General features: G+C 73.3%; 17 protein-coding genes (1 of these 17 running past the window's edge). 8 read left to right on the top strand and 9 right to left on the bottom strand.

Annotated elements, in window-relative coordinates:
* The 3 genes from OG559_RS28355 to OG559_RS28365 all read right to left on the bottom strand — a co-directional run.
* A protein-coding gene (locus OG559_RS28355; RefSeq protein WP_405109305.1) for an ABC transporter ATP-binding protein crosses the window boundary here: on the bottom strand, window positions 1–644 show its 5' portion. Its footprint begins 250 nt before the window's first position; only the first 644 of its 894 coding nucleotides appear in the window; it begins with the start codon at window positions 642–644; its stop codon lies off the left edge, out of view.
* A gap of 81 nt (window positions 645–725) precedes the next feature.
* Window positions 726–1,391, bottom strand: coding sequence for a response regulator (locus OG559_RS28360; RefSeq protein ID WP_405109308.1), 666 nt, complete (start codon window positions 1,389–1,391; stop codon window positions 726–728).
* Window positions 1,388–2,680 (bottom strand): sensor histidine kinase, encoded by a 1,293-nt coding sequence (locus tag OG559_RS28365; RefSeq protein WP_405109311.1) that lies wholly within the window; start codon window positions 2,678–2,680, stop codon window positions 1,388–1,390. The genes OG559_RS28360 and OG559_RS28365 overlap by 4 nt, the downstream gene beginning before the upstream one ends.
* Before the next feature lie 212 nt (window positions 2,681–2,892).
* Between OG559_RS28365 and OG559_RS28370 the strand changes: the two genes are divergently transcribed.
* Both OG559_RS28370 and OG559_RS28375 read left to right on the top strand, forming a co-directional pair.
* The gene (locus OG559_RS28370) at window positions 2,893–4,104 is read left to right on the top strand and encodes a DUF418 domain-containing protein (RefSeq protein WP_405109314.1); all 1,212 of its coding nucleotides are present in this window, start codon (window positions 2,893–2,895) and stop codon (window positions 4,102–4,104) included.
* A 139-nt stretch (window positions 4,105–4,243) separates the two neighbouring features.
* Window positions 4,244–5,593 carry a lanthionine synthetase LanC family protein gene (locus tag OG559_RS28375; RefSeq protein WP_405109317.1) on the top strand — a complete coding sequence of 450 codons (1,350 nt, stop codon included), beginning with the start codon at window positions 4,244–4,246 and terminating at the stop codon, window positions 5,591–5,593.
* A gap of 67 nt (window positions 5,594–5,660) precedes the next feature.
* On the opposite strand, the gene OG559_RS28380 is transcribed toward OG559_RS28375, so the two are convergent.
* Window positions 5,661–7,301 carry a Na+/H+ antiporter gene (locus OG559_RS28380; protein WP_405109320.1) on the bottom strand — a complete coding sequence of 547 codons (1,641 nt, stop codon included), beginning with the start codon at window positions 7,299–7,301 and terminating at the stop codon, window positions 5,661–5,663.
* Between the two features lie 280 nt (window positions 7,302–7,581).
* On the opposite strand from OG559_RS28380, the gene OG559_RS28385 reads away from it, so the two are divergent.
* Window positions 7,582–9,669, top strand: coding sequence for a cellulase family glycosylhydrolase (locus OG559_RS28385; protein WP_405109322.1), 2,088 nt, complete (start codon window positions 7,582–7,584; stop codon window positions 9,667–9,669).
* Between the two features lie 154 nt (window positions 9,670–9,823).
* Here the strand turns inward: OG559_RS28385 and OG559_RS28390 are convergent, their stop codons facing one another.
* Window positions 9,824–10,618, bottom strand: coding sequence for a hypothetical protein (locus tag OG559_RS28390; RefSeq protein WP_405109325.1), 795 nt, complete (start codon window positions 10,616–10,618; stop codon window positions 9,824–9,826).
* A gap of 227 nt (window positions 10,619–10,845) precedes the next feature.
* Here OG559_RS28390 and OG559_RS28395 point away from each other — a divergent pair, with 227 nt between their 5' ends.
* From OG559_RS28395 to OG559_RS28410, 4 genes are all read left to right on the top strand, one after another.
* Window positions 10,846–12,534, top strand: a complete 1,689-nt coding sequence (locus tag OG559_RS28395; RefSeq protein ID WP_405109328.1) for a discoidin domain-containing protein — start codon at window positions 10,846–10,848, stop codon at window positions 12,532–12,534.
* 89 nt (window positions 12,535–12,623) lie between these two features.
* Entirely contained in the window at window positions 12,624–14,711 is a 2,088-nt protein-coding gene (locus OG559_RS28400) for a glycosyl hydrolase family 28-related protein (protein ID WP_405109331.1), read from the top strand.
* 256 nt (window positions 14,712–14,967) lie between these two features.
* Window positions 14,968–15,675, top strand: a complete 708-nt coding sequence (locus tag OG559_RS28405; protein ID WP_405109334.1) for a hypothetical protein — start codon at window positions 14,968–14,970, stop codon at window positions 15,673–15,675.
* Window positions 15,676–15,780: 105 nt separating this feature from the next.
* Window positions 15,781–16,200 carry a hypothetical protein gene (locus OG559_RS28410; protein WP_405109337.1) on the top strand — a complete coding sequence of 140 codons (420 nt, stop codon included), beginning with the start codon at window positions 15,781–15,783 and terminating at the stop codon, window positions 16,198–16,200.
* 87 nt (window positions 16,201–16,287) lie between these two features.
* On the opposite strand, the gene OG559_RS28415 is transcribed toward OG559_RS28410, so the two are convergent.
* The 3 genes from OG559_RS28415 to OG559_RS28425 all read right to left on the bottom strand — a co-directional run bounded on the left by OG559_RS28415 (window position 16,288) and on the right by OG559_RS28425 (window position 19,274).
* Window positions 16,288–16,578: a hypothetical protein gene (locus tag OG559_RS28415; RefSeq protein WP_405109340.1), complete on the bottom strand. Its 291-nt coding sequence runs from the start codon at window positions 16,576–16,578 to the stop codon at window positions 16,288–16,290.
* Window positions 16,575–16,895: a hypothetical protein gene (locus OG559_RS28420; protein ID WP_350889368.1), complete on the bottom strand. Its 321-nt coding sequence runs from the start codon at window positions 16,893–16,895 to the stop codon at window positions 16,575–16,577. Before OG559_RS28420 ends, OG559_RS28415 begins: the two co-directional genes overlap by 4 nt.
* A gap of 150 nt (window positions 16,896–17,045) precedes the next feature.
* Window positions 17,046–19,274 (bottom strand): glycosyl hydrolase family 95 catalytic domain-containing protein, encoded by a 2,229-nt coding sequence (locus tag OG559_RS28425; protein ID WP_405109343.1) that lies wholly within the window; start codon window positions 19,272–19,274, stop codon window positions 17,046–17,048.
* A 560-nt stretch (window positions 19,275–19,834) separates the two neighbouring features.
* Here OG559_RS28425 and OG559_RS28430 point away from each other — a divergent pair.
* Window positions 19,835–20,431, top strand: a complete 597-nt coding sequence (locus OG559_RS28430; RefSeq protein WP_405109346.1) for a hypothetical protein — start codon at window positions 19,835–19,837, stop codon at window positions 20,429–20,431.
* An 81-nt stretch (window positions 20,432–20,512) separates the two neighbouring features.
* On the opposite strand, the gene OG559_RS28435 is transcribed toward OG559_RS28430, so the two are convergent.
* Window positions 20,513–21,280, bottom strand: coding sequence for a glycosyltransferase family 2 protein (locus OG559_RS28435; protein ID WP_405109349.1), 768 nt, complete (start codon window positions 21,278–21,280; stop codon window positions 20,513–20,515).
* Window positions 21,281–21,282 lie beyond the last annotated feature (2 nt).

The following is a 21,282-nucleotide window of genomic DNA, read 5'->3' on the forward strand; positions in this document are numbered from 1 at the left end:
GGACCGGCGGCGCGGACGGCGCCGCCGGCGATGACCACCAGGTCGTCGCAGAGGCGCTCCACCACGTCGAGCTGGTGACTGGAGAACAGCACCGGCACGCCTGCGGCGGCCCGCTCGCGCAGCACGGTCACGAGGGTGTCGACGGCCGCCGGGTCGAGCCCGGAGAACGGCTCGTCGAGCACCAGCACGTCGGGGTCGTGGACCAGGGCGGCGGCGATCTGGGCGCGCTGCTGGTTGCCTAGCGACAGCGTCTCCACCAGGTCACCGGCCCGCTCGCCGAGCCCAACCCGGTCGATCAGATCCGTGGTGTTGGCGCGGGCCTGGTCGGCGGTCAGGCCGTGCAGGCGGCCGAGGTAGACGAGTTGGTCGCGGACGCTCATCTTCGGGTACAGGCCGCGCTCCTCGGGCAGGTAGCCGAAGCGGCGGCGGGACTGCGGGGTCAGCGGGGCGCCGCGCCAGGTGACGGTGCCGGAGTCGGGCGCGAGCACGCCGAGGATGATCCGCATGGTGGTGGTCTTGCCGGCGCCGTTGGCGCCGACGAAGCCGGTCATCCGGCCGGCCGGGACATCGAAGGAGACGTCGGTGAGGACCCGCCGGTCGCCGAAGCTGCGGCTGACCCCCTCGACGCGGAGCAGGTTGATCATGCATTGGACGCTAGCCGCCGCCGGGGTCTCCTGCCGTCCGGCCGGAGGCGGACCCCGGCGTCCGCCACGGGGTGGACCGGCTCACCCGCCGGGGCGTACCACCCCGTGCTCGTACGCGAAGACCACCGCCTGCGTGCGGTCGCGCAGCCCGAGCTTGGCCAGCACCCGGCTGACGTGGGTCTTCACCGTGGCCTCGCCGAGGTACAGCGCGGCGGCGATCTCGGCGTTGGTGACGCCACGGCCCAGCAACTCCAGCACCTCGCGCTCGCGCGGGGTCAGCCCGTCGAGCAGGGTCGGGTCGGTCCGGGGGGCGCGGCCGGCCGGGGCGGCGAAGGTGGCGATGACCCGTCGGGTGATCTCCGGGGCGAGCAGGGCGTCGCCCCGGTGCAGGATGCGCACGGCGTCGACGAGATCCTCGGGGGTGCCGTTCTTGAGCAGGAACCCGCTGGCCCCGGCCTGGAGGGCTGCGAAGAGGTAGTCATCCCGGTCGAAGGTGGTGAGGATGAGCACGGCCGGCGCCCCGGGGACGGCGGTGATCCGGCGGGTGCCCTCCAGGCCGTCCACGCCCGGCATCTCCACGTCCATCAGCACGACGTCGGGGCGCAGCGTGGCGGCCAGTTCGGCGGCCCGCGCGCCGTCGGCGGCCTCGCCGACCACCCTGATGTCGTCCTCCACCTCGAGGATGACCCGGAAGCCGGTGCGGACGAGACGCTGGTCGTCGGCGAGCAGGACCCGGATGGCGCTCACGCCGCCCTGCCCACGGCCGGCCTGGTCAGCGGCAGGCGCGCCCGGACGCGGAAGCCGTCGCCGGTGCGGGGGCCGGTCTCCAGCTCACCGTCGTGGGCGGCGACCCGTTCGCGCATGCCGATCAGTCCCATTCCGGCGGGGTTGGGTGGGGCTGCGGCCCGGCCGTCGTCGCTGACGTCGACCTCCAGTTGGCTGGCGAGATAGCGGACACGTACGTCGATCATGCTCGCCCCGGCGTGCTTGACGGTGTTGGTGACAGCCTCCTGCACGACCCGGTACGCGGTGTGCGAGACAGGGCCGGGCAGCGGGACGGGGTCGCCGTAGACGCCGACGTGGGTGCGCAGGCCGGCGGCGCGGGCGCTGTCCAGCAGCTCGGGGATCCGGTCGACGCCGGTCGTCGCGGGCCGTTCGTCCGGTTCCGCGCCGCCGGGTTGGCGCAGCAGGCCGAGCATCCGGCGCAGCTCGTCGACGGCGCTGCGGGCGCTCTGCTCGATCGCGCCCAGGGCGGTGCGGGCCTTGGCGGGGTCGCGGTCCAGGACGCGCCGCGCCGCGGCGGCCTGCACGCCCATGACGGAGACGTGGTGTGCCACGGAGTCGTGCAGCTCGCGGGCGATGCGGACCCGCTCGGTGAGGATGGCGCGTTCGTGGGCCTCGGCCCGGGAGCGGCGCAGCTGCTCGGCCTGGGCCGCGAGCTGGTGTTCGCGGCGGGCGGCGGTCCACGCGGTCTCGCCGAAGAAGTACGCGAAGCCGAAGATGAGAACGTTGAGCAGCACGCCGTTGACGATGGCGGCGAGCACGGGTGGCACCGGGCCTGCGGCGTCGGCGAACGCGCCGGGCGGCAGGTCGGAGAAGCCGATCGCGTACGCCAGGGCGATCCAGGCGAACATGGCGGCGATGACGGCGATCCGGATAGCGCGCGAACGGCGTCGGTCGGGTCCCCACGCCCCGAGGGTGTAGATCGCGGCGAACAGGGCGCCGGAGGAGAGCTGCGCCTCGGGGGCGGAGCGGACCTGGCCGGCGATGAACGCGACCGCGACGACCACGGCGACCGCCTCGGGCCGCCGACGTCGCCAGGCCAGGGGGAGGGTGACCGCGACCGACCAGAGGAGCCGCTCGGGCCACGACGGCGGGTCGCCGAACATGAACACGCCCGCGCTGCTGGTCAGGGTGAGGTTGAACAGCGCGACGACCGCGACGGCCAGCCCGATGTACAGGTCGTGTCGTTGCTGTTCGGGGGTGGGGCCGGGGCGGCGCCACGCGTCGTCGGCGATCCTCGGGGCGGTGTTCACCCGTCGGACCCTTTCACGAGCCGGGGGGTGAGGGTGGGACGGGCCTGCCCCCTGCTCCTGGCGGGGTGTGTGGTGCGTCAGCCGTGACGGGCATCACCCGGTGGATCCTCGTCCGTCGAAAGCAGCATCCCGATCTCACCGGCCGGCATGACGATCGGCGGCGTTCCGGCTGACACCGTGACAGGGTCAGTCGCGCCGCACCAGGGGACCACATGACCGCAGCCGCCACCGCCACTCCCGCTCCGACCGCCACGCCCCGGATCGCCCTGCTCGATGTCCTGCGGGGGGTGGCGATCCTGGGGACACTGGCCACCAATGTCTGGATCTTCGCCGCCCCGGGTTCTGAGGCCCGGTTCCTGGCCGACGCCGCCGCGGTGTCGGCCACCGCCGACCTGTCCGGCGGACCGGTCGCCGTCGTCGTCGAGGCCGTGTTCCGGTTCCTCGCCAACGGCAAGTTCCTCGCGCTGCTCACCGTCCTGTTCGGGGCCGGCCTCGCGATCCAGCACCGCTCGGCGCTGGCCGGCGGCCGGGCGTGGCCGGGCCGCTATGGCTGGCGGGCGCTGCTGCTGTTCGTCGAGGGCACGCTGCACTTCGTCCTGGTCTTCGCCTTCGACGTGCTGATGGGGTACGCCGTGACGGCGCTGCTGGTGGCGTGGCTGCTGGCCCGCTCCGAGCGGGCGCAGCGGGTGGCGATGTACGTGGCGGGCGCGCTGCACGTGGCCCTCATGGCGCTGCTCACCCTCGCCCTGGCGCTCGCCCCGCCCACCGGCGAGCCCGGTTCCGCACCCGAGGAAGCCGCGCCCGCACGGCTGTTCACCGAGGGCAGCTACCTCGCGCAGGTCGACTTCCGGCTGGTCAACTGGCTGCCGCTGCGCGCCGAGCCGATCCTCAGCTTCGCGCTGCTGGTCTTCCTCTTCCTGCTCGGGGTGCGCCTGTTCCGGGCCGGCGCGTTCGACGCCGACGACCGGGGCCGGACGCTGCGCCGGCGGTTGCTCCGCCTCGGGCTGGGTGTCGGGCTCCCGCTGAACGCCGCGACCACGCTGGCCGGGCCGGAGCTGTTCCTGATCGACCGGTACGTCTGCGCGCCGCTGCTGGCGCTGGGCTACCTCGGCCTGGTCGGGGTGCTGCTGGAGTGCCGGAGCCGCTCGGGCCCGGTGACGGCCGGGCTGACCGCGGTGGGTCGTACCGCGCTGTCGTCCTATGTCCTGCAGAACGTGCTCTGCGTCGTGCTCTGCTACGGCTGGGGGTTGGGGCTGGCCTCGGCCTGGCCGGGGGCCGAGCCCTGGTGGGTGCTGGCTCTCTGGGCGGGGGTCAGCGGCACGCTGGTCCTGGTGGCGCGCTGGTGGACAGCCAGGTTCGGGCGGGGCCCCCTGGAGGCGGCCCAGCAGGCGGCGTTGCGCCGGTTGGAGCGGCGGCGGTCCTGATCCCGCCCTCAGGGGCCGCCGCAGGTGACCAGCCGCAGCGCCACGTGGTCGGCGGGCGGCGGCGCGGTCTGTCGGCGGAGGTCAGGGTGAGCACCGGCCACCGCCGTGGACGTGTCGCGCCCGCCGGTACGGTGGCCGGATGACGGACGCAGGCGGGTACCGCGAACTGGGTGAGGCGGGGTGGGCGTGGGTGCTCGGCCAGGTCCGCGAGGACGACGGTCCGTGGCTGCCGGAGTCGGTCGCCGACGACGGGCCACCGGGTGGCCCGGCCGGGGACCGCGACTCGCTGTACGCCGGTATCGCCGGGCTGGCCCCGGTCCTGGCCGAGGTCGAGCGACACCGGGCGCTGACGGACGCCGAGCGGTCCCTCGCGGCGGGAATCGTGAACCGGCTGTCGGCCGGGGCGGCGGTGCGCGCCGAGCCGTCCCTGAGCGACGGGCTGGCCGGCGACGTGGTCGCGCTGCGACTGCTCGCCCCCGGACGGGAGGGGATCGCGCTGCGCCGGCTCGCCGAGCTGCGCACCCCGGCGGGGTGGGACACCACCCTGGACCTCGGGCCGGACCACCGGGGGCCACTCACCGACCTGATCATGGGTACGGCCGGTGTGGTGCTGGTCGCCGCCTGGGCGGGTGGCGACGACGCCGCCGCGATCATGTCGACCGGCGGGGAGGCGCTGCTGCGGGCGGCCGAGCCGACCGCCGCCGGGCTGGACTGGCGCCTGCGGCCGGGGCACCCGTCGAGCACGCCGAACTACTCGCACGGCACGGCGGGGGTGGCCACGGCGCTGGCCGTCGCCGGGCACACGCTGGGCCGGGACGACTTCCTCGACGCCGCCCGCGCGGGCGCCCGGCACCTGCTGGCCGTCGGCTGCCTGGACGACGACGGTTTCGTCGTGCCACACACGATCCCCGCATCGCGGCGGGAGGTGGAGCCGGTGACGTACGGCTGGTGCCACGGGCCGACGGGGACGTCGTACCTGTTCGCCGCGCTGGCCTTCGCCGGAGTGGAACAGGTCGCCGGGTTCGCGGTCGGTGAGCTGCGGGAACGCTGCCTGCGTTCGGTGCTCGCCGCGGGGCTGCCGCACCGGCTGCGCCCGGGCTTCTGGGACAACGACGGCCGCTGCTGCGGCACCGCGGGGGTCGGCGACATGCTGCTCGACGCCGCCCAGGGCTGCCCCGATCGGGCCGGGGCGGAACGGCTGCTGCGGTCCGCCCGGACCATGGGCGACGCGCTGGTCGAGCGGGCGGTCCGCGACGACGCCGGCGCCCGGTGGCGGTTCGTGGAGCACCGGCGGGACCCACCCCTGCTTGCGCCGGGGACGGCCTGGATGCAGGGTGCCGCGGGGATCGCCGCGTTCCTGCTGCGCCTCGCCCGGGTGTGCGAGGGTCCGACAACCGCCGTCGTCGTCGACCGACCCGAGCAGTGGTGGGCCGTCCCGCAGCCGCTGCGCGTCGCGTCCACCGATGGTGGTGGCAGCGCGACGGTGTGAGGGCGGCCGGCACCGCCACCTTGGTGGGCGGCCGTCGGTGCGGGTCCGCGGAGGGGCGGGTCGCTCGTCACTCGGGGGCGGCCGGGCCCAGCAGTCGGATCTCCTCGATGTCGAGCGCGGCCTGGAGTTCCCGCAGCACCGTGTCGTCGATCTCGTTCGCGTCGCGCAGCCGGGTGATCTCGCGGCGCTTGCGTTCCAGGACCGCCAGCCGCAGCCGGCGCTCGAGGTCGCGGGCCCGCTCGGACTCCTCCCCCACGTCGGCGGCCCGCATGTCGTCGAGGTGGGCCTGGTATTCGACGCGCACCCGGTCGACGGCCTCCGGCGCCGCGCCCAGCCCGCCCGCCACCTCCGGAAGCGCCGCCAGCCCGACCTCGGCGGCCCGCACCCGGGCCCGACGCGCCTCGTCGACCCGCTGCTGGTCCCCGACGAGGCCCGCCCACCGGACCACGAGCGGGAGGGTGGTGCCCTGGACCAGCATGATCAGCACGATCACCACCGCAGTGCAGAAGATGATCAGGTCACGCTCGTGGGCCGGATGCCCGGCCGGGGTGGACAGCGGCACCGCGAGCGCCGCGGCCAGGGACACCGCGCCCCGGAAGCCGGCCCAGCCGGCGGCCGTGCGGATCCGCCAGTTGACCCGCAGGGCCCGCTGCGACCTACGGCGGTCGATCAGCTCCAGCAGGTACGCCGACAGGTGCAGCCAGGCCATCCGGGTCGCCAGCACCGTGACGGCGACCAGCACCGCGATGACCAGCGCCCGCGCCAGGGACGTGCTGGTCACCCCGCGCAGCGCGCGGGGGATCTGCATCCCGAGCAGCACGAACAGGCCACCGTTGATCAGGAAGGTGCTGAGGTCCCAGAAGGCGAAGGCCGTCACCCGGGAGGGCGCACGGATCACCCGGGGCGCGGCGTAGGCGAGCACCAGACCCGCGACCACCACGGCGAGCACGCCACTGGAGTGCAGCTCCTCGGCGATCAGGAACGCGACGAACGGGGTGAGCACGCTGAGCGTGCCCTCCCGGAGCGGATCGTCGAGGCGGCGGCGTACCAGGACGACCAGGCCGCCGACCACCAGCCCGGCCGCGACGCCGCCGAGGAACGATCCGGCGATCCGCCCCAGGAGCGGGAGCGGTCCCGGCGGGGCGCCGCCGGTGATCAGGCCGACCGCGACGGCGAAGAGGACCAGCGCGGTGCCGTCGTTGATCAGGCTCTCCGCGCGCAGGATGCCGAGGAACCGGCGGGGCAGCCGCTTGGCCAGGCCGGCGACGGCGGCGGCGTCGGTCGGGGCGAGCACCGCGCCGAGCACCCAGGCCGCCGGGCCGGCCACCCCGACCGCCTGGGCGACCACCGCCACCGCGACCATGGTGACAGCCACCAGCGCCACGGCGAGCAGGACGATGACCACCAGGTTGGCGCGGAACTCCCGCAGGCTGACGGTGAGGCTCTCCCGGTAGAGGATCGCCGGCAGGAACAGCAGCAGCACCACGTCCGGTTCGAGCACCACGTCGGACAGCGGCGGGGCGAGCGCCAGCAGCACGCCCATGCCGATGAGCAGGACGGGCGGCGCGACGCGGTAGCGCCCGCCGAGGGTGGTGCCGACCAGCACGGTGGCCGCCAGCACCACGATCAGCACGAGCCCTTCCACGTCGTCCCCTCGTCGCCCCTCACCGTCGGCGTGCGGCCGCCGGGTCGAGAGGTCCCGGGGCACCCGCCCCACCATGGTTCTACGGCGGCCGGACGCCAGAGGCTGGAACCGCCCTATTGGCGCGACCGGCGCCGCCGGGCCAGGGCGACACCGGGACGAGGCGGCGGGGGGTGGTGGGCGACGTCGGCCTCCTCGCGGGCAACACGACATAGGTAGGCAGCGATTGACAAAGTTTAGATTGGCAACTTAATCTGCGGTGCAAATCGGGCGTCGTCCCACGCCCGCGACGGCGCCCCGGCGTGGTCGATCGAAGCGGCAGCAACTGTCCCCGGCGAGGAGTGTCATGACCGGTATGCGAGGCACCGTACGACGAACACGATGGCGGATCGGCGTGGTCACCGGCGCCGTCGCGCTCCTGGTGGCCGGCCTCGGGATGACGACGGCGGGCAGCGCGCAGGCGGCGTCCGGCTGCCGGGTGGCGTACCAGGTCAGCAGCCAGTGGCAGGGCGGGTTCGGCGCCAACGTGGGCGTCACCAACCTCGGCGACCCGCTCAACGGCTGGCGCCTGACCTGGACCTTCCCCTCCGGCCAGCGGGTCACCCAGGCCTGGAACGCCACGGTCACCTCCGCCGGCAACGACGTGACCGCCGCGGACGTCGGCTACAACGCCGCCATCGCCACGAACGCGACGGTGTCGTTCGGCTTCAACGGATCGTGGTCCGGCGCGAACACGAGCCCCACGTCGTTCGCGCTCAACGGCGTCGCCTGCACCGGCGGCACCGGCCCCACCACCGCGCCGCCGACCAGCACGCCCCCGCCCACCACGCCCCCGCCGGCCGGTGACGCGATGGCAGCCGTGGCCGCCATGCAGCCCGGCTGGAACCTGGGCAACTCCCTCGACGCCACCGGCGCCGACGAGACCTCCTGGGGCAACCCGCGGATCACCGAGGCGCTGCTGGACAACGTGAAGGCGCAGGGCTTCAAGAGCATCCGCATCCCGGTCACCTGGAGCGCGCACCTGGGCGGCGCGCCGGGCTACACCATCGAGGCCGCCTACCTGAACCGGGTCAAGGAGGTCGTCGGCTGGGCGCTCGCCGACGGGTTCTACGTGATGGTCAACATCCACCACGACTCGTGGCAGTGGATCGCCAACATGCCGACCGACCGCACCGGGGTGCTGGCCCGGTACAACGCGATCTGGACCCAGCTGGCCAGCTCCTTCCGCAGTTCGTCGCCGAAGCTGGTGTTCGAGAGCGTCAACGAGCCGCAGTTCACCGGCGGCTCCGGCGACGCCCAGAACGCGACGCTGCTGGGCGAGCTCAACACCTCGTTCCACACCATCGTGCGGCAGTCCGGCGGCAACAACGCCACGCGACTGCTGGTCCTGCCGACCCTGCACACGTCCTCCGACCAGCCGCGCGTCGACGAGCTGCTGACCACCTTCAACGCCCTGCACGACCCGAACCTCATCGCCACCGTGCACTACTACGGCTACTGGCCGTTCAGCGTGAACATCGCGGGCGGCACCCACTTCGACGCGACCGCGCAGAAGGACCTCACCGACTCATTCGACCGGGTGTACAACGCCTTCGTGGCCAAGGGCATCCCGGTGATCCTCGGCGAGTACGGCCTGCTCGGCTTCGACCGCAACACCGGCACCATCGAGCAGGGCGAGAAGCTCAAGTTCTTCGAGTATCTGGGCCACTACGCGCGCACCAAGAAGATCACCACCATGCTGTGGGACAACGGCCAGCACCTCGGCCGGACCACGTTCCAGTGGAGCGACCCGGAGCTGATCGCGCAGATCAAATCGAGCTGGACCACCCGCTCGGGCACCGCCTCGACGGACCTGATGTTCACCGCCAAGGCCAGCCCGATCACCGCCAAGGCGATCACCCTGAACCTCAACGGCACCTCGTTCCTGGGGCTGCGTCAGGGCAGCACCGACCTCGTCCAGGGCACCGACTACACCGTCAGCGGTAACCAGCTCACGCTCACCGCGTCCGCGCTGACCCGGCTGAGCGGCAACCGGGCGTACGGGGTCAACGCGGTGCTGTCCGCCCGGTTCTCGCAGGGCGTCCCGTGGCGGATCAACGTGCTCACCTACGACCGGCCGATCCTGGGCAACGCCACCGGGACGACCGCCTCCTTCGCCGTCCCCACCCAGTTCCGGGGCGACCAACTCGCCACGATGGAGGCGAAGTACGCCGACGGGAGCAACGCCGGCCCGCAGAACTGGACATCGTTCAAGGAGTTCGACCGGACGTTCGCGCCGAACTACGGCACCAACGTGATCACCCTGACCTCCGACTTCTTCGCCGAGGTGAACGACAACGCCCCGGTGACCCTCACCTTCCACTTCTGGAGCGGCGAGAAGGTGACGTACAAGGTCATCAGGTCCGGCAGCGCGGTCACCGGCACCGTCGGCTGATCCGGCCGAGCCCTCGCGGCCCGGTCGTTCCTCGACACCACGTGGGGACGACCGGGCCGCGCTGTCGGCACCCGACCGGGCACCGCCCCGGCGCTCCGGCCGCCCGGTCCGGCCGCCGCGCCCCGGTCCGGCCGCCGCGCCCCGGTCCGGGCGGTCAGGAGAAGCGTTCGATCGTGACCGGGATGAGCCCCTGCATCCGCAGCGTCGTGGTCAGCTCCCGCAGCAGCGGCCCGAGCGCGCCGCCGCCGCCGGCGGCGAGGTCGGCGGTCAGGTCGAGGCACCAGGGACCGCCGCCGCCGATCCGGCGCAGGTGCCAGGTGAAGGAGTCGGCCCCGACCCGGCGGGCGGCAACCCCGATGATCCGCGCCTGCGGGTCGGCCGGGTCACCCGTGCTCGCCATCCGCCAGACGCCGCCCAGGTTCGCCAGCCCGTCCGGGCGCAGGTCGGCGGCGAACAGGACCCGGTAGACGCGGCTGTCGCGCGGCCCGGTCCCGGCCGGGCGGGGGTCGAGCCGCAGCGGGGCCGCCGTGGACAGCGGCTGCCCGTCGTGGAAGTGGCCGCGCAGCACCTCCTCGCCGGGCAGCTCGCCGCCGCCGAGCCGACGGTAGGCGGTCGCCGCCTCGTGTCGCGGCACCCCGACCACCCGGCGGCGCAGTTCGGCGTCCACCCGGATGCTCCGGCTGAAGGCCGCGCAGTCCCACCAGTGGCCGTCCGCCGGCGTCCACGCGGCGGCGTCGAGGCGCACCGCCGCGCAGTCCTCGCCGAGCACGAACTCCTCGACGACGAGCCCTTCCGGTGCGGCGGCGCTGCCGCCCGGGCCGTCCGGGTGGACGAGGTAGTAGTCGAGCGCCGGCTGCCGTACCCGGGCGGCCGGCCCGGGCCGGTGCGCCGCCGTGAGATCCGGCGGCGCGCCACCGGGCCGGCTCAGCTCCGCGTGCCATGTCGTCACCACCGCATTGTCGGCCGGGGCCGCGCGCAGTCCCGGCCGACTCGCCGCCGCGCCGTACGCCTCGCCGGCGACAGCGGGCGGCCCGCCATCGCAAGTCCACTCCCGACAACATCTTTCATCCATCGGTCGAAACATTTCTTCAACGCGTCCGACTCTTGCATGCGGTAGTCCACTACTGACACGATGGCCGTCGATGCATCTTTGGGACAAGCGGAAGGAGCAGGGTCATGGTGGTGTCCCGTCGGAGGCTGATCGGATCCCTCGCAGCGGGTTCCGCCCTCGCCGCCGTCTCCCCGACCGACCTGGTGTCAACCCTTCGCGGCGCGGCTTTCGCGGCCAGCCCGCCCGGCGACGTCGTCGGCAAGATCTCGGTCGGCTACCAGGGCTGGTTCAGCTGCCCCGGCGACGGGGCGCCGATCGGCGGCTGGTGGCACTGGAGCCGCGACCGGTTCCAGCCGCCCGCCCCGGCCAACACCACCATCGTCTCCTGGCCGGACATGCGGGAATACGCCCGCGGCTACTCCACCGCGTACCCGGCCCTGGGCAACGGCCAGCCGGCGCAGCTCTTCTCCTCCTACGACCAGCAGACGGTCGACACCCACTTCCGCTGGATGCAGGAGTACGGCTGCGACACCGCCGCACTGCAACGGTTCAACCCGGTCGGCGACGAGGGGCCCACGCGCGACGCCATGACGGTCAAGGTCCGCGGCGCGGCCGAGCGCTTCGGCCGCAAGTTCTACATCATGTACGACGTCACCGGCTGGACGTCGATGCAGACCCAGATCAAGGAAGACTGGACCAACCGGATGTCCGCGCACACCGCCTCCCCGGCGTACGCCCGGCAGAACGGCCGGCCCGTGGTCTGCATCTGGGGCTTCGGCTTCAACGACGACGGCCGCCCCTTCGCGCCCGCCCCCTGCCTCGACGTCGTCAACTGGTTCAGGGCCCAGGGCTGCTACGTCATCGGCGGCGTGCCGACCTACTGGCGGCAGGGCATCAACGACTCCCGGCCGGGCTTCTCCGAGGTCTACCACGCGTTCCACATGATCTCGCCGTGGATGGTCGGCCGCACCGGCACCCTGGACGGGCTCGACTGGTTCCACACCAACGTCAACGTCCCCGACCAGGCCGACTGCGCCGCGCACGGCATCGACTACCAGCCCTGCGTGCTCCCGGGCGACCTGTCGTCCGGGCACCGCCGCCACGGCGACTTCTACTGGCGGCACTTCTACAACCTGACCCGGCTCGGCGCCCAGGGCCTCTACGTGTCCATGTTCGACGAGTTCAACGAGGGCAACCAGATCGCCAAGACCAGCGAGACGCAGGCCACCACCCCGGCGGGGGCGGGCATCCGCGCGTTGGACGAGGACGGCACCGCCTGCTCCGCCGACTACTACCTGCGGCTCACCGCCGACGGCGGACGGATGTTCAAGGGCCAGCTCGCCCTCACCGCCGTACGGCCGACGCCACCCGTGCTCGGCGGTGGACCCCCGCCCGGCGGTGACCTCGCCGCCGGCCGGCCGACGTCGGCGAGCAGCCAGAACGGCGGCTTCGTCGCCGGCAACGCCGTCGATGCCGACCGGGGCAGCTACTGGGAGTCCACCAACGGCGTCTTCCCCCAGTGGTGGCAGGTCGACCTCGGCGCGGCCCACCAGGTGGCCCGGATCGTACTGCGGCTTCCGCCCGCCGCCGTCTGGCAGCGGCGTACCCAGACGCTGTCGGTCGAGGCGAGCCCGGACGGCGCCAGGTGGACGACCCTCGTCGCGTCGGCCGGGCGGGTCTTCGACCCGGCCACCGGCAACCAGGTGACGCTCACCGTGCCGGCCACGCCGGCCCGGCACGTGCGGATCCGCTTCACCGGCAACACCGGCTGGCCGGCGGCTCAGCTGTCCCAGCTGGAGGTGTACGCCGGCTAGCGGCGGCGCGGCGTCCCCCGCGCCCGACGCAGCACACCACCGGCCGCCGCGCGCCGGCTCCCACCACCCCCCACGGAGAAGAGTCACCCATGTCCCGGAGCATCATCCCGGCGTCGCGGTGGTCGCCGCGCCGACCGCCTCGACGCCGTCCCCCGGCGGTCCTCGCCTCCGCCGTCGCGCTCGCGACCGCCCTCGGCCTCCTGGCCGGGGCACCCGGCCCGGCCACCGCCGGCCCGGCCACCGCCGGCCCGGCCACCGCCGGCCCGGCCACCGCCGGCGGGCCCGTGGTGACCCGGGCCGGGCTCGACCCGGGGCTGGTCTCCGGGCGCGGGGCCGACGTCGGATTCGTCGAGCAGGAGGCGGAGAACGCCGCCACGGACGGCGAGGTCATCGGCCCCGACCGCACCGCCTACACCCTGCCGGCGGAGGCCTCCGGCCGCCGGGCGGTCCGGCTGACCCCCGGCCGGTACGTCGAGTTCACCCTCCCGAACGCGGCCAACGCGATCACCGTGCGCTACAGCATCCCGGACGCGCCGGGCGGCGGCGGCATCACCGCGCCGCTGGACGTGGCGGTCAACCAGCGGCGGGTCCGGACGATGACCCTCACCTCGCAGTACGCGTGGCTCTACAACCAGTACCCGTTCTCCAACGACCCGGCCGCCGGGCTGCTGCACCCGGACTGGTGGATCACCGAGTGCGGGTGCGTGCCGTCGGCCACCACCCCGTACCCGAGCATCCCCACCCCGTTCCGCCCCAGCCACTTCTACGACGAGCAGCGCCTGCTGCTCGGCCGCACCTACCGGGCGGGCGACCGGATCCGGCTCACCGTCCCCGCCGGCAGCGACGCCGCGTGGACCGTGATCGACCTGCTCGACTCCGAGCTGGTCGGCCCGCCGCGGGTCCGGCTCGCCGCCGCGAACGTGCTGGCCTTCGGCGCCGACCCGACCGGCCGGCGCGACTCGGCCGCCGCCCTGGACCGGGCCATCGCCTTCGCCCGGCGGGCGGACCTGCCGGTCTACCTGCCGCCGGGCACCTACCAGGTGAACCGGCACATCATCGTCGACGACGTGACGATCGAGGGCGCCGGCAGCTGGTACACGATCATCAAGGGACGGGAGGTCGCGCTGCCGACGCCCGCCCCGGACGGCTCGGTGCACACCGGCGTCGGCTTCTACGGCCGTGACTCCGCCGACGGCGGCAGCCGCAACGTGCACCTCTCCGGTTTCGCCGTCGAGGGCGACGTCCGCGAGCGGATCGACACCGACCAGGTCAACGCGATCGGCGGCGCGATGAGCGACTCCACCATCGACGGGCTGCACCTGCGGCACACGAAGGTGGGCGTCTGGTTCGACGGGCCGATGAGCGGTGTGCGGGTCACGAACACGGTCATCGTCGACCAGATCGCCGACGGGCTGAACTTCCACACCGGCGTCACCGACTCGCTGGTCGCCCACACCTTCGTCCGCAACTCCGGCGACGACGGGCTCGCGATGTGGTCGGAGAAGGTCGGCAACGCCCGCAACAGGTTCGACCACAACACCGTGCAGTCGCCGGTGCTCGCCAACGGCATCGCCCTGTACGGCGGCACCGACAACACCGTGTCGAACAACCTGGTCGCCGACCCGGTGCGGGAGGGCAGCGCGATCCAGGTCGGATCCCGTTTCGGCGCGGAGGCGTTCACCGGGCGGCTGCTGATCACCGGCAACACCACCGCCCGCGCCGGCACGTACGAGCTGAACTGGAAGATCGGGCTCGGGGCCATCTGGTTCTACGCCCTCGACCGGGACATCGACGCGACCGTCGAGGTGGTCGGCGACCACTACCTCGACAGCACGTACAACGCCGTCATGCTGGTCAGCGACTGGCCGGTGAAGGACCTCTACTCGATCAGGAACGTCCAGTTCCGCGACATCCGGGTCGACGGGACGGGCACGTCGGTGGTCAGCGCCCGCTCGGCCGGCTCCGCCTCGTTCCGCAACGTGGACGCCCGCAACGTCGGCGCGGTCGGGGTGAACAACTGCGGGTCGTTCCACTTCACCCCGGCCGGCTCCGAGTTCGCCCTCACCGACCTCGGCGGCAACGACGGCGGCTGGCTCGCCCCGTGGCAGCTGCCGAACACCATCACCTGCGACGACCGCCCGCCGGTCGTACCGCCGCCGCCACCGGCGTCCTGGTGAGGTGCGGCCGGCGGGCGGTGGTCACCGCCCGCCGGCCGCCGGGCCGACCGACCACCGAGGAGAGCAGGGTTGCTCCACGGGCGGGCCGTAGTCCCGGGGCGGCAGCCCCTGCCTACCCGCCGCCTGTGGAGCTGAGTCGTCTGCGTCATCGGAGCGGGACGGCGACCCGTCCACGACATCAGTTTGACAGCGCGGCGGCGACGCCACCCGGTCCGGCCACGGGGGGCGCGCGACAACGGAGATCTAGGATGGGCGTATGGCGCGGACACCGGGCATCACGTTCCCGCAGGTGGTGACCTACGACGGACTGCCCGGGTCCGTGGGCGGTGCGCACTCGCTTCGCGCCAAGCATCCTGCCGAGGCATTCCAGCGCCTGCAGAGCTTCGTCAATGCCTGCGCCGAGCCGGTGTCGTCAGCATCGTGGGCGTTCGAGGTCGCTGCGGGCGGACCGCCGGCGTCGACCGAGCAGCTGGTAGCGCTCGCCACCGAGCACTTCGGCGGACCCCGCTATCGTGCGCGAACCCACACGGAATGGAACGTTCCACCCGAATCCGGGGACCACGCACTCGATGCGCTCATCGCCGTCGGCCCCGACGCGGTCACGGCCCACGGACGTTCCCTGGCCGCGCTGACCTACAGCACGCCCGTGCGCCTCATCGACCCGGACGCCCGCACCCCGTACCCCGACATCACCCCTGACGCCTTCGGTCGCTTCGCCGTGGACGGGTACGGCCGGCTTCTGGGCGACTCAGGCATACGCGCGACCCTCGGCACCGCAGCGTCCTCGCTCTCCCTGTGGCTCAACCTGCCCGCCGACCAACGGCTGTCCCCCGGTGCTCGTCATCTACAAGGCCATCTCCCGTTCCGGCTGTCCGCGAAACACTGGCGCCTCTGGCGCCCCACCCGGAGCGGCGACTCCTACCGCTCCACCAAGATTCCCTCGCCCGTACACGACCGGGCCTGAATCACACCGGAACTTGTCCTCGCCTGAGGTGTCAGGATCGACTGCTGTGACGGCACCTGGTCTCGTGGTTTAGGCCACATGTGACGGGCACGTAGGATCATTTCCATGGCTTTAGGTCCCGGGCTTGTCGCGTGCATCGAACGCGCGGTCGATCGCTACGGTCCCGGGCGCCCTATTCCCGCTGCAGAGCTTCGCGGCCGGCTGGAAGCCTTGGATCTCGTGCCGGACGAGGGCTATGAGGAGTTCGTGGGCCGCTGGGGCGGCTGTTTCGTGGGCGTATCGGTCCACGCATGGGACAACGCCTCGACCCTCGGACGGGAAAGCTGCATCGAGTTGACGGCCTGGGCGCGTGACGCTTATGGAGCCCTCATCGACGGTGTCGTGATCGCCGACGACGGGTCAGGGAACCCCATCTGGATCGCGTCCAACGGAGCGGTCCGCCTCGTCGACCACGACAACGGCAACAAGGTCGTGCAGCTCGCTCCGGATTTCAAGACTCTGCTCGAAGACAACGTCCACGACTGACTCACGCAGCCGACACACGGCAGCGCCCTTAAGGGGTATCGGTCACGACGGTCGCCGACGACACGCGGTACCCGGGCGACGGGCGGCTCAGCAGAACCAGCCGTCCTGGACCCAGCCGCGCCGGTTGAGGTGCCCGTAGGCGAATCCGTAGACGTAGCCGCCGCTGCGCGAGCCCTCCACCAGGAACGTCTGGCCCTGGTAGAGGGTGCCCATCCACGCCCCGTTCGGCTGGGTGCGCACGAACAGGTCACCGGCGCACACGGTCTCGCGTTCCCCGATGGTGCCGTTCGCGGCCCGGGCCGGGGCCGGCACGGCGACCGTCACGGCCGTCACGGCCGCCACCAGCACCGCGATCCGGTGCCGCGGTCCGACGCTCACCACGAGTCGTACCCCCCGACGCACTCGATCCGCAGGTATCCCCAGTCGTTGGGGCCGAAGTCGAAGGCGGCGGCCCAGCCGTTGTAGACCGGGTGGGCGCCCGGCGTGTGCCCGATCTTGTTGCCGTACGTCAGGGTGCGCTTGAGCCCGGACGGACCGCCGGCCGAGTCGTAGTTGTCGTAGAAGCTCGCGGTCTGGCAGACGACGACGGCGTGCCGGGGCACCACCGGGGCTGCCGATGCGGCGACGCCGGCCAGCGGGGCCAGCAGGACTCCGGCGGCCAGCGAAGTGGCCAGGCGCGGTGACGACGGGCGCATGTGTCCTCCCACGGGGTCTCGGATGAGCGGACACCCTACCAAGAAATTAGACGTACATCTATTCTTGCTCGCCCGCCACCCCGCTCCCTCGAAGCCACGCTTCCGCAGCCGGCGCGGGAGACGGGCCGGTGCGCGCCATCGCGGATGCGCTCAGGGCAGGGCCAGGTCGACCGCCACCGCGGCGGCCAGGTCGAGGACCACGTCGCCGTGCGGGCTGCGTACGGTCAGCCGTTGCCCGGCCGCCGCGACGAGCCGCGCCCGCAGGCCGTCGGGGGTCCAGGTCAGCTCCTCGACGGTCACCCCGCCCCGGCAGGCGACACCCCGGACGGCGCCCCGGGCCAGGGCGGCCGGCGCGGCGGGCAGCAGCCACAGCACGCCGGGCCGGGAGTGCACCAGCGCCTCGACGAGCACGGCGGGCAGGGTGTGCGCCGCGTCGGCGTTGTAGATCTCCAGATCCGGATTGTGCGCGCTCATCAGCGAGCGGAAGAACATGTCCCTGCCGATGATCTTGAGCAGGTTTCCGGCGACCAGCGCGGGGTCCCGCAGCCGGGCCGCGACCAGCGCCCGGTGCAGACTGCCGTGGGCGGAGAGGTTCTCGTCGCCGCGCAGCACCAGCGCGCGGTGCGCGGCGACGGCCAGCTCGGGGGTGTCGTCGGGGTTGATCTCGTCCAGGGGCCACACCGGGTAGAGATGGCTGACGTGCCGGTGGTCCTCGTCGCCCCGCTGGCCGGGCCAGGCCCACTCGGCCAGCGCCCCGCGCTCGTCGACCTGGTACGCGGGCAGCCGCCCACGCAACCCGGCCCACCGGTCCACGCCCGTCGCCTCGGCGGCGGTGGCCAGGGCGTGCCGGGCGGCGGCGATGTCCATCGTGGCGTTGACCGCCAGGTACACCGGCCGGCCGTCGGCGTCGGGCGGGCCGGTCTCGGGCGAGAACGACGGCACGACGACCACCGCGCCGGAGGAGTCGGTGACGGTGAGGAAGTCCTCGAAGAAGACGGCCGCCTCCTCCAGCCAGCCAGCCAGCTCGCCCAGCGGCTCCCCGGTCACCCGGTGGTGTTCCCACAGGGGGTGCAGCAGCCAGTCCGCCCCGGCGAGCCAGGCCGCCCACGGCCAGTCGGCCCGGAAGTGGAACAGGTTGCCGTGCTCGCCGTCGGTGCGGCCCGGCGCCAGCAGCCCCCGGACGCCGTAGATCGCCGCCGCGTTGCGCCGCCAGTCGTCGACCTGGCCCCGGACCAGCGCGGCGTGGGCCGCCGTCACCTCGGGCAGCGCGCCGATGTTGGCCCCGGCCAGTTGCAGGTTGAGGTTGGCGTCGGTGGTGAAGTCTCCCGCCCACGCCGCGCCCCACGCGCCCAGCCACAGGCCGGTGAGCCGGGGCGGCAGCACCCCACTGGCGCTGATCAGCAGGTACCGGCCGGAGTGGAACAGCCGCTCCAGCAGCGCCGGCAGGAGCTGGTCCCGGTCGGCGCGCTGCCGGGCGAGCAGCTCACCGACCGGCAGTTCCCGCTCCTCGGCCGACACCCCGAGGTCCAGGCTCACCCGCCGGTAGATCGGCGCGTGCACCGCGACGTGCCGGGCCAGCAGCTCGGTGTAGTCCGCCCCGGAGCGGGCCACCAGGGCCTCCTCCAGCTCGGCCGTACGCCAGGGCGCCGCGTCACGGCGGTCGAGCACGGTGGTCAGGAGGGCCGGGCCGCGCACCGCCACCCGGTCCCCCACGACCCGCGCGTCGCCCCGGACGAGGGTCAACCCCTCGAACCCGTACGCGCCGTCGCCGTCGGGCGGGTAGAGCCCGCGGATCCGGAGGAAGACGTGCTCGCCCCGGCGGTACGCGGCGGTCTCGTAGCGCACGTCGTCCGGGCGCTCGGGCAGGTCGCCGGTGAGCCCGATGACGCACCCGGGCATCTCGACGTGGGTAACCGCGATCGCATCGGCCCGCGAGACGAACGCCCTGCGGCGCCCGCCGTCCCACTCGACGACGACCTCCCCGGTGGTGAACTCGGTTCCGCGCCGGTAGTCCGCCGGCCCCGGCGTGTCGGACGGTTGCGCGGTCGCGTCGATGGTCATGGCGTACCCCGGATGGAACGGCTGGGTCCAGCGCAGCTCCCGCCCGTCGGCGAGCACCGCCGCAGCCTCCGCGCGCCGGCCGGCGAGGACGAGGTCCCGCACCTCGGGCAGCCGGTCGGCGAGCTGCGGCGGCCGGGTGTGGCGGGTGCCGTTGGGCAGCACGAAGCGGTGATGGTTGAACACGATCCGCTCGGCGTGCGGGGCGCCGGAGACCATGATCCCGCACTCGCCGTTGCCGGAGAGGAACGCGTCCTCCCAGCGTGCCGCCGGGGCCATGTCCCAGATCCGGTGGGCGGACGCGGGCAAGGTGTCCGCCATCGACGGCGTCTCCTTCCGGTCACCGACCCGGCGGGACGGCGCGCTCGGCGGGCATCCGGACACCGGTGACATCCCGAGCATCCGCGCTTTTGTATCAACGCGGATCACTGCCGTCAAGCGCGGACGAGCCGGACGCCCGGCTCCGGATCGGCGAGGTCGGGGCACTCCACGCGCCGGACACCGACCCGTCGCCGGACCCACGGGGAGCATTGGCCCGATATCCGCCCGCGAGGCCCGGTCGCGCCGAATGTCCGGATCGACGCGCCCGTGGGTGTGACCGGGGGCATCCGTCCGGCGGAACATGGGCCGGCCCGGGGTCGTTACACATGGCAGACGATCGAGTAGCGCACGCCGCTGCCGAGCCACCCGAACCCCGCGACCCCGTCGGGGAATGCGGGTCTGCCGCCGGTCGTTACACATGGTCCCGCCGCCACCAGCACCCCCGGTGCAGTGAGCGATGACTTCCCCCCTTGATCTGTTGGGCGCCTCGACGTGGTGCTCACACCCCCGCCCCTCCCCCGGGGCGGCGTGTGTGTCGACCCCCGATTGGAGACACCCCCATGAACACGATCATGCGTAAGAGCGTTCTCGGAATCGCCGGTCTCGCCTTCGCCGGCGGCGTGTTCGCCGGCCCCGCCACCGCCCACGCCACCCCCACCACCGAAACCACCCCCACCGCCGCCGTCGCCGTGCAGGCCGACAAGCCGGTTGTCGACAAGGCCAAACTGATCCCGCACGGCGTGCAGGGCGACCAGTCCCGCATCGACCTCAACGCCGAGCAGACCGCCAACGTCAAGGCGATCATCGCCGCCACGAAGAAGGCCGACATGGACGAGCGAGCCGCCGTCATCTCCATCGGCACGTCCCTGCAAGAGTCGAAGCTGGAGAACCTGGGCCACCTCGGCGACCGCAACGACCACGACTCGCAGGGCCTGTTCCAACAGCGCCCCACCTCCGGCTGGGGCACGGTGGAACAGATCACCGACCCCGAGTACTCCACCCTCGCGTTCCTCAAGGGCCTGAAGCAGGTCGACGGGTGGCAGGACATGCCCCTGACCAAGGCCGCCCAGACCGTGCAGGTGTCCGCGTACCCCGACCACTACGCCCAGTGGGAGCAGCAGGCCGCCGACCTCGTCGCCGAGCACTGGAACAGCTGACCCCCGCACTGAACAGCCAACCGGCCGGGCCCCCGACAAGGGGGCCCGGCCAGCGGCGCGTCCACGACCGACTCGTCGCCGTCAGCGGCGGGGTTGGCGGGAGATCCCGGCCGGAGTCAGCAGGGCCGAGGCGGCGAACCGCAGCAGGGGCAGGTAGATCCGCACGGAGTCGGTGACCGACCCGAAGTGCGACGAGGCGTTGTCGTCCACGTAGGTGGTGGCGATCGTGGTCTGCTCGATGGGCTGGCCGGCCCGGGCGGCGTACAGCAGGACGTTCATCTCGTACTCGAATCGCTCGCCGGGGACCGTGAGCAACCAGTCGAGCAGACCGTGCGGGTACGCCCGCAGCCCCGTCTGGGTGTCCCGCACGGAACGCCCGGTCGCGGCGCGGAACAGCACCCTGGTGAGGCCGTTGCCGGCCCGGCTGCGCACCGGCACCTCGCCGTCGAACCGCCGTACGCCCAGCACCATCACGCCGGTCTCCGCGACGCGCCCGGCCACGCGCAGGACATCGGCGACGCCGTGCTGGCCGTCGGCGTCGGCGCACACCACGTCGTGGCCCGGACACTCGCGTGCGACGTGCCGGAACCCCGTCCTCAGGGCCACGCCCTTGCCCCGGTTCGTCCCGTGCCGCAGGACGGTGCAGCCGAGGTCCCTCGCCGCGTCGAGGACCCGGGCGGACGCCGGTCCGCTGCCGTCGTCCACCACGACGACGTGGACGCCGGGAGCGGCGTCGCGCAGCTCGGCGACGAACTCGGGCAGGCGGGGACCCGGCTCGTACACCGGGGCGAGGACGATCACCGCCGCCCGCCCGCGCCTCGTCCGGGCGTGCCCGAGGCGGCGGCGCACCC

It is taken from the genome of Micromonospora sp. NBC_01405, assembly GCF_045040155.1.
Lineage (GTDB): Bacteria > Actinomycetota > Actinomycetes > Mycobacteriales > Micromonosporaceae > Micromonospora.

Excerpts from the sequence above, each read along its gene's own strand:
- OG559_RS28425 (WP_405109343.1), bottom strand. The coding sequence starts at position 19,274 with ATGGCGGACACCTTGCCCGCGTCCGCCCACCGGATCTGGGACATGGCC.
- OG559_RS28400 (WP_405109331.1), top strand. The coding sequence starts at position 12,624 with ATGTCCCGGAGCATCATCCCGGCGTCGCGGTGGTCGCCGCGCCGACCG.
- OG559_RS28395 (WP_405109328.1), top strand. The coding sequence starts at position 10,846 with ATGGTGGTGTCCCGTCGGAGGCTGATCGGATCCCTCGCAGCGGGTTCC.
- OG559_RS28430 (WP_405109346.1), top strand. The coding sequence starts at position 19,835 with ATGAACACGATCATGCGTAAGAGCGTTCTCGGAATCGCCGGTCTCGCC.
- OG559_RS28420 (WP_350889368.1), bottom strand. The coding sequence starts at position 16,895 with ATGCGCCCGTCGTCACCGCGCCTGGCCACTTCGCTGGCCGCCGGAGTC.
- OG559_RS28370 (WP_405109314.1), top strand. The coding sequence starts at position 2,893 with ATGACCGCAGCCGCCACCGCCACTCCCGCTCCGACCGCCACGCCCCGG.
- OG559_RS28375 (WP_405109317.1), top strand. The coding sequence starts at position 4,244 with ATGACGGACGCAGGCGGGTACCGCGAACTGGGTGAGGCGGGGTGGGCG.
- OG559_RS28410 (WP_405109337.1), top strand. The coding sequence starts at position 15,781 with ATGGCTTTAGGTCCCGGGCTTGTCGCGTGCATCGAACGCGCGGTCGAT.
- OG559_RS28385 (WP_405109322.1), top strand. The coding sequence starts at position 7,582 with ATGACCGGTATGCGAGGCACCGTACGACGAACACGATGGCGGATCGGC.
- OG559_RS28405 (WP_405109334.1), top strand. The coding sequence starts at position 14,968 with ATGGCGCGGACACCGGGCATCACGTTCCCGCAGGTGGTGACCTACGAC.